Genomic DNA, 14,529 nt, shown 5'->3' with positions numbered 1-14,529 from the left:
GAGGGAGCTGTCTGCGAAGCAGACTGAGGGAGTAAACTACGTTCGCAACTGCGGCTCCAAAGCCGTATGCGCTATAAAAACAAGAGGGAAGTATATTATGGAAAAGAGACCGTTTCTGACCGAAGAGCAGGCCCAGGAGATCATCCAGGACGTGCCCACCCCGTTCCACGTTTACGACGAAAAGGGCATCCGTGAGAACGCCCGCCGCATCAACAAGGCCTTCAGCTGGAACAAGGGCTTCCGGGAGTATTTTGCCGTCAAGGCGCTGCCCAACCCCATCATCCTGCAGATCCTGAAGGAAGAGGGCTGCGGCGTGGACTGCTCCTCCCTGACCGAGCTGATGCTGAGCGAGGCCTGCGGCTTTACCGGCAGCGATATCATGTTCTCCTCCAACCAGACCCCCGTGGAGGACATGAAGAAGGCCTATGAGCTGGGCGCATACATCAACCTGGACGATGCCACCATGGTGGACTTCCTGGACCGTGTGGCCGGGATCCCCGAGAACATCTTCTGCCGCTACAACCCGGGCGGGACCTTCCAGCTGGGCGAGAGCGAGGAGGGCTTCCAGGTCATGGACAAGCCCGGCGATGCCAAGTACGGCATGACCGAGGAGCAGATGATCGACAGCTACAAGAAGCTGATGGCAAAGGGTGCAAAGAACTTTGGCATCCATGCCTTCCTGGCCTCCAACACCATCTCCGATGCTTATTACCCTGAGCTGGCAGGCATCCTGTTCCAGCTGGCAGTCCGTGTGCAGAAGGCCACCGGTGCCCACATCGGCTACATCAACCTGTCCGGCGGCGTGGGCATCCCCTACCGCCCCGACCAGACCGAGAACGACATCATGGCCATCGGCGAGGGCGTGCGCCGGAAGTTTGAGGAGATCCTTGTGCCTGCAGGGATGGGCGATGTGGCCATCTTCACCGAGATGGGCCGCTTTACCACCGGCCCCTACGGCGCACTGGTGGCAACTGCCATCCACGAAAAGCACATCTACAAGGAGTACATCGGTCTGGATGCCTGCGCTGCCAACCTGATGCGCCCCGCCATGTACGGCGCTTACCACCACATCACCGTGCTGGGCAAGGAGAACGCCCCCTGCGACCACAAGTACGATGTGGTCGGCGGCCTGTGCGAGAACAACGACAAGTTCGCCATTGACCGGATGCTGCCCAAGATCGACATCGGCGACCTGATCTACATCCACGACACCGGTGCCCACGGCTCCGCTATGGGCTACAACTACAACGGCAAGCTCCGCAGCGCCGAGGTCCTGCTCTGCGAGGACGGCTCTCACCGCCTCATCCGCCGCGCCGAGACCCCCCGTGACTACTTTGCAACGCTGGACTTCCTGCCCGCCATGAAGCCCCTGTTCGAGGGCTACGACGACTGAGTCCCCCTGAAAACCCGCGAGGTGTGATATGTTTTTTGGATTCCAGCTTACCTGCGGCCTGATGATGGTCTTTTACGGCTACTCGGTGATGAAGAATCCCCGTGTGTGGGGAGACCAGGGCCGTCAGGCAGTCAAGGCGGAGAATTTCCCGGAATACTGCCGCCAGAACGGCCTGTTCTTCCTGAAGGCGGGCCTGATCATGGCGCTCATCGGCGCGTTGGACGCACTGGTGAGCCTTTCCGGCGCGCTCTACGTCCTGCTGTATCTGTTCGGGCTGGCGTTCTCGTTCTATCCGCTGGTCAAATGGTGCCGCGAGAACGAGGGTTTCTCCTGGCCCTGGCCCCATGTGGAAAGCGAGAAGAAGCGGATCAAAAAGCTGCGCAGGGAGCAGGAACAGGAGCAGCAGAGCGGCTCTGAGAAAAAATAAGAGAGAACCGGAACGCGGCGCTCTCCCTGAAGAAGGGAGGGCGCTGCTTTTGTCTGCTGAAGTTTCGACCCTTGACAGCCGGAGCCGCAGAACCTATAATGAAACCACGATGACCCCTCTTGAAACACATTTGGAGGTACAAAACCATGATCAACTATCCCAAGAATTATGCTCCTCTGGCTGAAGAGGAAATGGAGTACACCAGCGGCGGCCTGTCCATCAACTGGATGGCACTGGGCTCCACCGTTATGGGCCTGGCCACCAGTATGCTGGCCTACCTGAATGTCTCCAACATTGCCGGTGTGGCGGTCCAGCTGCAGAAGAAGGACCCCGAGAAGTACCCTGAGCCGGAAGGCACCATCAACGGCAACCTCATTATTGATTCCACCCTGACCTACTTCTCCAGCGTGGCCGGCATCGGCATGGGCCTGCTGAACATCGCTGCGGGCGTGGGCACCGTCTACCTGGGCATGAAGTCCGGTTCTTAAAAATTAGCACTGGACATTTGAGCCAAAACGTGGTATAATTCATCCTGCATTCGCGGGCATCGTACATCGGCTAGTATATCAGCCTTCCAAGCTGAGGAGGTGGGTTCGATTCCCATTGCCCGCTCCATGCAGAAAAGGCGCTGATTCGTTCAGAATCGGCGCTTTTTGTTTTGCCTGTAACCCACTTTGTAACCCACTTGACAATGGCAGCCTGATCCGCTATACTGAATATAGGATAAAACCACTATTTAATGGAGGCAGCGGCGTGCAGGAATACGAGATCGAATTTTATGACAAAGCCGATGGCTCCGAACCGGCGAAAGAGTTTATTCTGGCTCTGGATGCGAAAATGCGGGCTAAGGTCGTGCGCACGGTCGGGCTTCTCCGGGAGGAAGGGCCTTCACTGCGGGAGCCGTACTCCAAGCATCTGGAGGATGGCATTTTTGAGATCCGCACCAAGTTCGGCTCCGACATTACCCGTGTGCTGTACTTTTTTGTGATCGGCAGAAGGATCATCCTTACGAACGGCTTTGTCAAAAAGACGCAGAAGACACCTGCTTCCGAGATCGCACTTGCAAAGCAGTACCGTGCCGATTATCTCAGCCGAAAGGAGTGCTCCAAATGACCAATTTCAATGATTTTCTCAACGAACAGATGAAAGACCCTGAGTTTAAGGCAGAGTGGGATGCCCTTGACCCCGAATTTGCTGTGATCGAGGCGATCCTTGCCGCCCGGAAGGAAAGCGGACTGACCCAGCAGCAGCTTTCCGAGCGCACCGGCATTGCCCAGACAGACATCAGCAAGCTGGAGCGCGGCAACGGAAATCCTTCGCTTCGCACCCTGCAGCGGCTGGCTGCCGGTATGGGGATGCGGGTCAAGATCGAATTTGTTCCGGCAAAGTGAACCTCAAAGCAGATGGCCTGCGGGCTGTCTGCTTTTTTGATGGGGAGAGGTTGTTCACTTTTCCTGTTTACTTTGAAGCGATTTTATAGTAAAATAAGATGAATAAATCAGGGGCAGGGGAAACTCCGGCCTGATGAGAGAAATGATTTAGGTGGTGTATTGATATGGCATTGAAATATCAGCGGATCCTTCTGAAGATCAGCGGCGAGGCCCTGGGCGGCGAAAAGGGCACCGGCTTTGACGAGCCGACCATGGACGCGATCTGCGGCGGCGTGAAAAAGGCCCACGACCTGGGCGTGCAGATCGGCATCGTGGTGGGCGGCGGCAACTTCTGGCGCGGTCGTTCCAGCGGAAAGATGGAGCGCACCCTGGCCGACAAGATCGGAATGCTGGCGACCGTGATGAACGCGCTGGCCGTCTCCGACAAGCTGGAGCAGCTGGGCGTGGAGACCGAGGTGTTCACCTCCATCACCATGCCGCAGGTGGCCCCCGCCTTTACCCGCAAGGATGCCCTGAAGGCCATGGCAGACGGTAAGATCGCCATCTTCGGCGGCGGCACCGGCAATCCCTTCTTCTCTACCGACACCACCACGGCCCTGCGTGCCGTTGAGGTGAGCGCGGACATCATGTTCAAGGCCACCATGGTGGACGGCGTGTATGACAAGGACCCCCACAAGTATCCCGATGCCAAAAAGTACGACACCCTGACCTTTACCAAGGTGCTGGAGGATCGCCTGGCTGTGATGGACGGCACTGCCGCCACCCTCTGCCGTGACAACAAGCTCCCCATCCTGGTTTTTGACCTGGCCGACCCGGACAACATTGCAAAGGCCGTGCAGGGCGAGAACGTTGGCACCCTGGTCTACGAGGGCTGAGCATAGCCCGCATCCCCGTACCATAGAATGGAACAGGCAGCAATCACAGCGCCTGTGCAGAACAATATATAACAGGAGAAAAGGACAATGAGCAGCAACACCAAGGCATTTGAAGAAAAGATGAAGAGCTCCGTGGAGCATCTGGACCGCGAGCTGGCCGCTGTGCGTGCAGGCCGCGCCAACCCCGCCGTTCTGGACAAGGTGAGCGTGGACTACTACGGTGCCCCCACTCCCATCCAGCAGGTGGCTTCTGTGGCCGTAAGCGAGGCCCGCACCCTGACCATCACCCCCTGGGACCGCACCCTGCTGCGCGCCATCACCAAGGCCATCATGGCCAGCGACGTGGGCATCACCCCCATTGATGACGGCTCCACCATCCGCCTGAACTTCCCGGCTCCCACCGAGGAGCGCCGCAAGCAGCTGGCAAAGGAAGTTGCCAAGCTGGGCGAGGAGGCCAAGGTGGCCGTGCGCAATGTCCGCCGTGACGCTATGGACAAGGCCAAGGCCATGAAGAAGGCCGGTGAGCTGACCGAGGATACCCAGAAGACTATGGAAGAAGAGGTCCAGAAGCTGACCGACAAGTATATCAAGAACATCGACGCAGCCGTTGAGGAAAAGCAGAAGGAAATCATGTCCGTCTGATCGCCGCGGCGAAACGAAACGTGTGAGGTGCCGTGCGCTGGAACGAGTGCGCGGCACTTTTTGCCGAAACCGGGGCAGGGAACCCCCACCCCGTAAACGCAGGAGAATGATTATGAACCATCCCAAAGAATTTGCCGAGGGCCTTTCCATCGGCATCATCATGGACGGCAATGGCCGCTGGGCCAAGCAGCGGGGCCTGCCCCGCACCGCGGGCCACAAAAAGGGAGCCGCCGTGTTTCAGGATATCGCCAACTACTGCGAGGAGCTGGGCGTTTCGTCCGTGACCTTCTACGCCTTCTCCACCGAGAACTGGAAGCGCCCGCTGGAAGAGGTCTCCGCTATTATGAAGCTGTTCGGCGAGTATCTGCTCAAGGGCTTCAATTATAAGGACCGCAACATCCGCATCAAGTTCCTGGGCGACCGGGCTGCGCTGGATGCAAAGCTCCAGAAGCTGATGAACGAGCTGGAGGAGGACTCCGCTGCCAAGACCGGCATGACCCTGAATATTGCCGTGAACTACGGCGGCCGCCCCGAGATCGTGCGGGCTGCCCGGCAGCTGGCCCAGCAGGTGGCAGAGGGCACCCTCAAGCCCGAGGACATCACCGAAGAGATGATGAGCGACCACATGTATACCGCCGGCCAGAAGGACCCGGATTTCATCCTGCGTCCCTCGGGCGAGAAGCGCCTTTCCAACTTCATGCTCTGGCAGGCCGCCTACGCCGAACTGGTGGAGATGGATGTGCTCTGGCCTGATTTCACCCGTGATGACCTGGATGCCGCCATCACGGAGTTCAACAAGCGCTCCCGCCGGTTTGGCGGCATCTGACCCTTGCAATTCCCAAAAGGAGAAATTTGAATGAAAACTCGTATCATAACCGCAATTGTGGGCATCCTCGTCCTGATCGGGGTGCTGTTCACCTTTGACACGCTGGTGTTCAATTTTGTCATTGCCGCCATCACCCTGATCGCCATCCACGAGGTCTTCAAGGCCCTGGGCTTTGGCAGAAAGGAATGGCCCATGTACGCCGTGTTCGTGCCCTACACCCTGCTGATCATGCTGTCCAGCTATCAGGTGTGGCGGCGGCTGGTCATGCCGGCCTCATTCTTGATGGTGCTGTTCTTCGGCATCTATCTGGTGGTGCGCAACGCACAGGTGGATTTTGCAAAAGCCAGCGGTCTGGTGATGTTTTCCGGCATCGTGATCTTCTGCTTCTACTCCTTTATCCGTTTGAAGGAGCTGCTGCCGGTGGAGACCTACGGCTATGACGCGATGTTCTTTATTCTGCTCATCCTCTGCTTTGCCTGGGGCGGCGATACCTGCGCCTACTTTGCAGGCAGAGCCTTTGGCAAGCACAAACTCTGCCCCGTGGTCAGCCCCAAAAAGACCGTGGAGGGAGCCATTGGCGGCGTGCTGGGCACCATGGTGTTCGGCGTGATCGCCACCGTGATCTACTCCATTGCGGCCAACCGGATGGAGGCGTTCACCCGCACCAACATCGGCGTTTCGATGTACGTGATCATTGCCCTGCTGGCCTGCGTGGCCGCTGTGCTGGGCATCTACGGCGACCTGTTCGCCAGCGTGGTCAAGCGCCAGTGCGGCATCAAGGATTATGGCACCATCTTCCCGGGCCACGGCGGCATTCTGGACCGCTTCGACAGCGTCATGTTCATTGCGCCGTTCGTCACCATGGTGGTCATCGCTGTTTTCTATCACTGAATGCAGGAGGTAGCTTATGTCTAAAAAAATCACGCTGCTGGGTTCTACCGGTTCCATCGGCACCCAGAGCCTGGATGTTATCCGTGCCCAGGGGTATGAGGTGTTCGGCCTTTCCGCCCACAGCCATGTGGAGAAGATCCTGGAGCAGATCGAGGAGTTCCACCCCCGGTATGTCTGCATGACCGACCCCGATGCCGCCGCCCGGCTGGACGCGGCGCTGGCGGGCCGTGCCAACGCCCCCCGGCTGCTGACCGGCCCCGAGGGCCTGAAGGAGCTGGCCGCCATGGACGGCCCCGATGTGGTGCTGAACAGTGTGGTGGGCATCGCCGGTCTGGGTGCCAGCCTGACCGCCATTGAGAGCGGCCATGATCTGGCCCTTGCCAACAAGGAGAGCCTTGTCACGGGCGGTCACCTGGTGACCCAGGCCGTGGCAAAGCACGGCGTGAAGCTGCTGCCTGTGGACAGCGAGCACTCCGCCATCTTCCAGTGCCTGCAGGACAAGGAGAGCGCCAAGAGCCTGACCAAGATCCTGCTCACGGCCTCCGGCGGCCCCTTCTTCGGCATGAAGACCGAGGAACTGCGGGGCAAGACCAAGGCCGATGCCCTCAAGCACCCCAACTGGAACATGGGTGCCAAGATCACCATCGACTCCGCCACCCTGATGAACAAGGGTCTGGAGCTGATCGAGGCAGTCTGGCTGTTCGGCCTGCCCCCCGAGAAGATCCAGATCGTGGTGCAGCGCCAGAGCATTGTCCACTCTGCCGTGCAGTACAGCGATAACTCCATCATCGCCCAGCTGGGCGTGCCCGATATGCGCATCCCCATCCAGTACGCCCTGACCTACCCGGCCCGTGTGCCCGGTGTGGTGCCCGAGCTGGACTTTACCACCCTGAAGCTGCTGACCTTCGATGTGGCCGACGAGGAGACCTTCCGCTGCCTGGCTGCCTGCAAGAAGGCCATCAAGAAGGGCGGTCTGGGCCCCTGCGCCGCCAACGGTGCCAATGAGGAGGCAGTCAAGCTCTTCCTCGAGGATAAGATCGGCTTCCTTGATATCGGCCGACTGGTGGAGGCTGTTGTGGACAGCGACAGCTTTGGCGGCGATTATACCCTGGCCGATGTGTATGAGTGCGACAAGATGGCCCGCGCCTTTGTGAGAGCGCACCTGTAAGGAGAACTGATGTCTTTTATTGTCACCTTTATTGCTGCGGTGTTCGTGTTCAGCGCCGTGATCGCCATCCATGAGTTCGGCCACTTCATAGTGGCAAAGCTCTGCGGTGTGCAGGTCAACGAGTTCTCCATCGGCATGGGGCCGGTGCTGTGCAAGCGGGTGCGCAAGGGCACCCAGTACAGCATCCGCGCCCTGCCCGTGGGCGGCTTTGTGGCGCTGGAAGGGGAGGAAAGCCCCGAGAGCAAGCAGGCGGAGGAACGGTCAAACCCCTCAGCCGCCGATGGCGGCAGCTCCCCTGATAGGGGAGCCCTTGGCATAGCGGAGACTTCCCCCGAGGAGGAAAAGCCTGCTGGTATTCCTCTGAATGAGGCCCCTGTCTGGCAGCGGGCCCTCATCATGCTGGCGGGTGCCGGGATGAACTTTGTGCTGGGCTTTGTGGTCATGGCCATCCTCATCACGGTCCAGAGCGAGCCCATCACCAGCAAGGTCCTCTATCAGGTGGAGGAAAACGCCCTCTGCGGCCAGACCGGCCTGCAGGCAGGGGATAAGATCCTTGCGGTGAACGGCCGCCGCTGCTTTGTGGCAAACGATATCCTCTATGAGCTGATGCGCACGGAGGACTACACCGCCGATTTCACCGTTCTGCGGGACGGCAAAAAGGTGGAGCTGCCCGGTGTGCAGTTCGACACCTGGCAGGATGACAGGGGCGAGACCCACATGAGCCTGGGCTTTACGGTCTACGGCATCAAAAAAACACCGCTGAACGTGCTGAAAGAGGCAGGCAACAGCGTGCTCTACTACGGGCGCATCATCTTTGCCTCCCTCTCCGACCTGCTGCGGGGGCGGGAGAGCATCAACGACCTCTCCGGCCCGGTGGGCATCGTAACGGCCATCGGGCAGGCCGCCAGCTACGGCTGGCAGGACCTGCTGGAGATGCTGGTGCTCATCACCGTGAATGTGGGCATCTTCAACCTGCTGCCCTTCCCGGCGCTGGACGGCGGCAAAGTGGTGTTCCTGCTCATTGAGGGCGTGACCGGCCATGCCGTGCCCGAAAAGATCCAGAGCGGCCTGACCGTGGCAGCCTTTGCGCTGCTGTTCGGGCTGATGATTTTTGCAACTTACAACGATATCCTCCGGCTCATTACCGGGGCAATGTGATACGGAAAGGAAAACGACCATGCGGCAGCTGAAACGAGAAGTGAAGATCGGCAATGTGACCATTGGCGGCAACAACCCCATTGCGGTGCAGACCATGCTGAATGTCCCCGTGGAGGACATTGAGGGCAATGTTGCCCAGGCAAAGCGCTGTGAGGCGGCGGGCTGCCAGATCCTGCGTGTGACCTGCCCCAGCGCGGCGGATGCCAAGTGCATCGAGGCCGTGAAGAACGCGGTGAACATCCCCATCGTGGCGGATATCCACTTTGACTACAAGGCAGCGCTGGCCTGCGCCGACGTTGGTGTGGACAAGATCCGCATCAACCCCGGCAACATCGGTGACGACGACCGGGTCAAGGCCGTGGTGCAGGCCTGCCAGCAGAAGAACATCCCCATCCGCATCGGTGTGAACGGCGGCAGCCTGGAAAAGCACATCCTGGCAAAGTATGGCGCGCCCGTGCCCGAGGCTATGGTGGAAAGCGCCCTGTACCATGTCCGCCTGCTGGAGAAGTTCGATTTCAACAACATCGTCATCTCCATCAAGAACTCCAACGTGCCCCGCATGATGGAGGCCTACCGCCAGCTGAGCGCTGTGACCGATTACCCCCTGCATGTGGGCGTGACCGAGGCCGGTACTTACCAGATGGGTCTGCTCAAGAGCGGCATGGGCATCGGCGGGATGCTGCTGGAGGGCATCGGCGATACCATCCGCGTCTCGCTGGCCGCCGAGCCCGAGAAGGAAGTGGAAGCAGGCTACAACATCCTGCGCGCCGTGGGCTTCCCCGTGGCTGGCCCCGAGGTCATCACCTGCCCCACCTGTGGCCGCACCCAATACCCCTGCACCGAGATCGCCAACGAGGTGGAAAAGCGCCTGCAGGGCTATAAGAAATCCATCAAGGTGGCCGTGATGGGCTGCGTGGTCAATGGCCCCGGCGAGGCCCGCGAAGCCGATATCGGCATTGCAGGCGGCAAGGGCGAGGCTGTCCTCTTCATCCACGGCCAGCCCATCAAGAAGCTGACCGGCGATAATATCCTCGACCAGTTTATGGAGGAGATCTATAAGATTTAAAAGGAAATAAACCCCACCGTCATCCCTGCGGGATGCCACCGTACGGGTTGAGCCGGGAGCAGCTGCTGGAGTCAAACCCCACCGTCATTGCTTCGCAATGCCACCGCCCCTAATAGGGGCGGCCTTGGCAAAAAGATGAAGCTTTACGAGATGCCAAAGGCCCCCCTATTAGCGGGGGCTGTCGCCGCAGGCGACTGGGGGGTTAAGTTCAGCACCCCCTAAAGGTCATGCCGCAATAGCCTCTCCCTTTGGGAGAGGTGGCATCCCGCAGGGATGACGGAGAGGGCGCAGGCGAAGAGCCTGAGAGGTTCGGAAATAACATCAAAAGGAGTAACCCATCGTGACACCACTTGTATCTCAGCTATGGCCGCAGTTCATGGCGGACCCGGATTTCGCGGCCAGTTTCGGGCGCGTGATCGTGGAGCATGCCCGGATGCTGCGGCAGGAGCGGCAGGTCGTTTTTACCCTGCGCAGTGCCGCCCCGCTGGACAAGGGGCTGTGCGCCCGGCTGCTGGCCTCCCTGCAGCCGGATTATGAGGGCTTTGAACTGAAGATCGACAACCTCTTCGGCTATGCCGCGCTGGACGAAGCCGCCCTGCGGGAGCTGATGGAGGAGATGAAGCGGGACGGCATCCCCATCAACGGCTTTCTGGACCGGTGCCGGATCACCATCACCGGCCAGAACATCACGGTGGGGGTCTGCCACGGCACCAAGTTTTTGCAGGAGATGGAGTTTGAGCGCCTGCTGGCGGACCGCGTTGCCGCCCACACCGGTGTCAGGCCCAAAGTCACCCTGACAAGCGCGGTGGGCGAGGCCGAACAGCGCCAGATGGAGGAAAAGCTGGAGCGCAAGATCGCCCCGCCGGTGGTCAAGTTCGAGAAAAAGAACACTGCCCCCTCCATCAAGGTGGAGGGCCTTGACCTGACCGACAAGCCCGTGACCATTTTCCACGGCAAGATGTTCACCCCCAAGAACCTCACCCCCCTCAAGGACCTGGGCGGCGAGGGCGGCAAGTGCGTGATCTGGGGCGATGTGTTCTTTACCGAGGTCAAGGGCAATTACCGCAAGATCTATACGGTGTCCATCACCGATTACACCGGCTCCATCAACCTGAAGATCCGCGCGCAGGAAGGGGAGGACTGCTCCAAGTGGGAGAACATCGCCAAGGGCACCACCCTGCTGGTGCGCGGCGACTGCACCTACGACAAGTACGAGCACGACTACATCGTTTACCCCTACGATGTCCTGTTCGTGGAGCGGAAAAAGCGGGAGGACAACGCCCCGGAAAAGCGGGTGGAGCTTCACCTGCATACCAAGCTGTCCAGCATGGATGCCTTCTGCGACCCGGGCGGCATCGTCAAGCTGGCCCACCGGATGGGCCACCCTGCCATTGCCATCACCGACCACGGTGTCTGTCAGGGCTACCCGGAGGCCATGCTGGCCACCGACGAGATCCACAAGAGCGACCCGGATTTCAAGCTGATCTACGGCTGCGAGGCCTACTTTGTGGATGATATGGTGCCCTGCGTCTACGGCGTGAAGGACCAGCCGCTGGACGGCGAGTTCTGCGTGTTTGACACCGAGACCACCGGCCTGGACCCCGGCGTGGAGTACCTGACCGAGATCGGCGCGGTGATCGTGCGGAACGGGGAAGTGGTGGAGGAGTTCGACACCTTTGTCAAGCCGGGCAAGCCCATCACCCCCAAGATCACCGAGCTGACCGGCATCACCAACGAGATGGTGGCCGATGCCCCCGGGGAAAAGGAAGCGCTGGAAGCCTTTCTCCGGTTCGCGGATGGCCGCATCCTGGTGGCCCACAATGCCCATGCGTTCGATATCCGCTTCCTGAAAGCCGCCGCCAAGCGCAGCGGCATTTCCTTTGAGCCGACCTATATCGACACCCTGACCATGGCCCAGGCCATGTATCCGGGCCTGCACAACTACAAGCAGGGGACCATCAACAAGCATCTGGAGCTGCCCAGCTACGAGGCCCACCGCGCCTGCGAGGATTCCGCCGCGCTGGGCCGCATCTTCTGCGTCATGCTCAGTGACCTTGCCGAGAAAGAGGTCACCACCGTGGAGGGCATCAACACCGGTCTGGGCGGCAACCGGGAGGTGCTGAAAAAGAAGTACTTCCACCTCATTATTCTGGTCAAGAACCAGATGGGCCTGAAGAACCTGTATAAGATCGTGAGCGAGGCCCACGTCAACTACTTCTTCAAGAAGCCCCGTGTGCCCCGCAGCCTGCTGAACAAGTACCGCGACGGCCTGATCCTGACCAGCGCCTGCGAGGCGGGCGAGCTTTACCGTGCCGTTGTGGAGGGGCGCTCCTACGAGGAACTGAAGAAGATCGCCTCCTACTACGACGTGCTGGAGATCCAGCCCCTGGGCAACAACGAGTATATGGTGCGGGACGGCAAGGTGGAGAGCGAGGAAGTCATCAAGGACTTCAACCGCACCATCATCCGGCTGGGCGAGGACCTGCACAAACCGGTCATCGCCACCGGCGACGTGCACTTTACCGAGCCGGAGGATGCCATCTACCGCACGGTGCTGCAGGCGGGCAACGGCTTCAAGGATGCGGACACCCAGCCCCCGCTGTTCTACCGCACCACTGAGGATATGCTGAAGCAGTTCAGCTACCTGCCCAAGGAAAAGGCCTACGAGATCGTGGTGACCAACCCCCGCAAGATCGCGGCCACCATCGACAACAACGTGCGGGCCATCCCGCGCGGCACCTACCCGCCCAGCATCGAGGGCGCGGAGCAGCAGCTGCGCGATGCCACCTGGGAACACGCCAGGCGGGATTACGGCGACCCCCTGCCCAAGATCGTGGAGGACCGCCTGAAAAAGGAGCTGGACTCCATCTGCGGCCACGGCTACGCGGTTCTGTACGTCATTGCCGTCAAGCTGGTGGCCTACTCCAACGCGGGCGGCTATCAGGTGGGCAGCCGTGGCTCGGTGGGCTCCTCTGCCGTGGCCCACTTCTCGGGTATTTCGGAGGTCAACAGCCTGCCGCCCCACTATCGCTGCCCCAAGTGCAAGTACAGCGAGTTCATCACCGACGGCAGCGTGGACGACGGCTTTGACCTGCCTGACAAGGACTGCCCCCACTGCGGCACCCGGATGCTGGTGGACGGCCACGACATCCCCTTTGAGACCTTCCTGGGCTTCTACGGCGACAAGGAGCCTGATATCGACCTGAACTTCTCGGGCGAGTATCAGTCCAACGTCCACCGCTATACCGAGGAGCTCTTCGGCAAGGCCAATGTGTTCAAGGCGGGCACGGTGTCCGGCATTCAGGACAAGACCGCCTACGGCTACGTCAAAAAGTATCTGGAGGCCCGCGGCAAAACCGTCAACCACGCCGAGGAGAACCGCCTGACCCTGGGCTGCACCGGTGTCAAGCGCACCACCGGCCAGCACCCCGGCGGCATGGTGGTTGTGCCCGATACCTACGAGATCTACGATTTCTGCCCCATCCAGCACCCGGCGGATGATGTGGCGGGCGGCCTGCTCACGACGCATTTCGAGTTCAAGTACCTCCACGACACCCTGCTCAAGCTGGACGAGCTGGGCCACGATATGCCCACCTTCTACAAGTATTTTGAGGAGTACACCGGCATCCCTGTGGACAGCATCCCCATGAACGACCCCCGGGTGTACAGCCTGCTCACCAGCCCGGAGGAGCTGGGCGTGACCCCGGAGCAGATCGACAGCCAGACCGGCACCTTCGGCATCCCGGAAATGGGCACCAACTTCGTGCGCGGAATGCTGGTGGAGGCCCGGCCTCGGAACTTCTCAGAGCTGATCCAGATCTCGGGCCTGTCCCACGGCACCGATGTCTGGACCGGCAACGCCGACGAGCTGATCCGCAGCGGCACCTGCACCATCGCGGAGGTCATCGGCTGCCGTGACAGCATCATGCTCTACCTGCTGCGCAAGGGGCTGGAGCCCAAGATGGCCTTTGATATCATGGAGGCGGTCCGTAAGGGCAAGGTGGCCAAGGGCGGCTTCAAGCCCGGCTGGGAGGAAGCCATGCGGGAGCACGAGGTGCCGGACTGGTACATCGAGTCCTGCCGCAAGATCAAGTATATGTTCCCCAAAGCCCACGCTGTGGCCTACCTGATGAGCGCCATCCGGCTGATGTGGTTCAAGCTCTACCGCCCGGCAGAGTTCTACGCCGTTTACTTCACCGTGCGCGGCGATGATATCGACTATGAGGCCGCTGTGGGCGGTGCGGCTGTGGCCCGCGCCCACATGGAGGCGGTGAAGCGCCGCCTGAAAGAGGAGAAGAACGCCAAGGACGAAGACGTGCTGGTCAGCCTGCAGCTGGTCAACGAAATGCTCTCCCGCGGGTATGAGTTCCTGCCCATTGAGCTGGGCAAGAGCCGCGGCAACAAGTATATCGTGGAGGATGGCAAGGTGCGCCTGCCCTTCTGTGCCCTGAAAGGCGTGGGCGGCACTGCCGCCGCCTCGCTGGAGCGTGCCACCATCGACGGGCAGGAGTATATCTCCGTGGAGGAGCTCCAGCAGGCCACCGGCGTGACCAGCGCCGTGCTGGAAAGCCTGCGCAGCGCCGGTGTGCTGGCAGACCTGCCCGAAAGCAGCCAGGTGAGCTTCTTCTGACCCCTTGACTTTTTGGGGGAGGCAGGCTCAGGCTCCGAATCGTTCATCAAGTGCAACAAAAA

13 protein-coding genes and 1 tRNA gene are annotated in these 14,529 nt (G+C 60.3%); all 14 read left to right on the top strand.

Annotated features, from left to right (window positions below; genetic code table 11):
* The first annotated feature begins 97 nt into the window (after window positions 1-97).
* The 14 genes from J3351_RS06875 (at window position 98) to J3351_RS06810 (ending at window position 14,467) form a co-directional block, all read left to right on the top strand.
* Window positions 98-1,393, top strand: a complete 1,296-nt coding sequence (locus J3351_RS06875; protein WP_035394396.1) for a diaminopimelate decarboxylase — start codon at window positions 98-100, stop codon at window positions 1,391-1,393.
* A 28-nt stretch (window positions 1,394-1,421) separates the two neighbouring features.
* Window positions 1,422-1,820, top strand: coding sequence for a hypothetical protein (locus J3351_RS06870; protein ID WP_097772275.1), 399 nt, complete (start codon window positions 1,422-1,424; stop codon window positions 1,818-1,820).
* A 146-nt stretch (window positions 1,821-1,966) separates the two neighbouring features.
* On the top strand, window positions 1,967-2,308 hold the full coding sequence (locus tag J3351_RS06865) for a hypothetical protein (protein ID WP_005933882.1): 342 nt from the start codon (window positions 1,967-1,969) through the stop codon (window positions 2,306-2,308).
* Window positions 2,309-2,360: 52 nt separating this feature from the next.
* Window positions 2,361-2,435 (top strand) — tRNA-Gly (locus tag J3351_RS06860).
* A gap of 138 nt (window positions 2,436-2,573) precedes the next feature.
* On the top strand, window positions 2,574-2,933 hold the full coding sequence (locus J3351_RS06855) for a type II toxin-antitoxin system RelE/ParE family toxin (protein ID WP_156057749.1): 360 nt from the start codon (window positions 2,574-2,576) through the stop codon (window positions 2,931-2,933).
* The gene (locus J3351_RS06850) at window positions 2,930-3,211 is read left to right on the top strand and encodes a helix-turn-helix domain-containing protein (RefSeq protein WP_035394514.1); all 282 of its coding nucleotides are present in this window, start codon (window positions 2,930-2,932) and stop codon (window positions 3,209-3,211) included. Before J3351_RS06855 ends, J3351_RS06850 begins: the two co-directional genes overlap by 4 nt.
* A 164-nt stretch (window positions 3,212-3,375) precedes the next feature.
* Window positions 3,376-4,086, top strand: coding sequence for a UMP kinase (gene pyrH, locus J3351_RS06845; RefSeq protein ID WP_005933880.1), 711 nt, complete (start codon window positions 3,376-3,378; stop codon window positions 4,084-4,086).
* Window positions 4,087-4,173: 87 nt separating this feature from the next.
* On the top strand, window positions 4,174-4,728 hold the full coding sequence (gene frr / locus J3351_RS06840) for a ribosome recycling factor (RefSeq protein WP_097772273.1): 555 nt from the start codon (window positions 4,174-4,176) through the stop codon (window positions 4,726-4,728).
* Between the two features lie 112 nt (window positions 4,729-4,840).
* Entirely contained in the window at window positions 4,841-5,554 is a 714-nt protein-coding gene (gene uppS, locus J3351_RS06835) for a polyprenyl diphosphate synthase (RefSeq protein ID WP_035394393.1), read from the top strand.
* A gap of 30 nt (window positions 5,555-5,584) precedes the next feature.
* Complete coding sequence (locus J3351_RS06830; RefSeq protein ID WP_005933875.1) at window positions 5,585-6,445, top strand: phosphatidate cytidylyltransferase; 861 nt, start codon at window positions 5,585-5,587, stop codon at window positions 6,443-6,445.
* Window positions 6,446-6,461: 16 nt separating this feature from the next.
* A complete protein-coding gene (gene dxr, locus J3351_RS06825; RefSeq protein ID WP_099357205.1) occupies window positions 6,462-7,613 on the top strand; it encodes a 1-deoxy-D-xylulose-5-phosphate reductoisomerase in 1,152 nt (383 codons plus the stop codon).
* Window positions 7,614-7,622: 9 nt separating this feature from the next.
* Window positions 7,623-8,771 carry an RIP metalloprotease gene (locus J3351_RS06820; protein WP_207697396.1) on the top strand — a complete coding sequence of 383 codons (1,149 nt, stop codon included), beginning with the start codon at window positions 7,623-7,625 and terminating at the stop codon, window positions 8,769-8,771.
* A gap of 19 nt (window positions 8,772-8,790) precedes the next feature.
* Window positions 8,791-9,837: a flavodoxin-dependent (E)-4-hydroxy-3-methylbut-2-enyl-diphosphate synthase gene (ispG, locus tag J3351_RS06815; RefSeq protein WP_005933865.1), complete on the top strand. Its 1,047-nt coding sequence runs from the start codon at window positions 8,791-8,793 to the stop codon at window positions 9,835-9,837.
* Window positions 9,838-10,213: 376 nt separating this feature from the next.
* Complete coding sequence (locus J3351_RS06810) at window positions 10,214-14,467, top strand: PolC-type DNA polymerase III (RefSeq protein WP_207697422.1); 4,254 nt, start codon at window positions 10,214-10,216, stop codon at window positions 14,465-14,467.
* Window positions 14,468-14,529 lie beyond the last annotated feature (62 nt).

Origin of the sequence: Faecalibacterium sp. Marseille-Q0746 (assembly GCF_017377595.1) — a bacterium.
GTDB classification, from domain to species: Bacteria; Bacillota; Clostridia; order Oscillospirales; family Ruminococcaceae; genus Faecalibacterium; species Faecalibacterium duncaniae.
The sequence above is the reverse complement of the archived record's forward strand: the minus strand, read 5'-3'. Positions and strand labels throughout refer to the sequence as shown.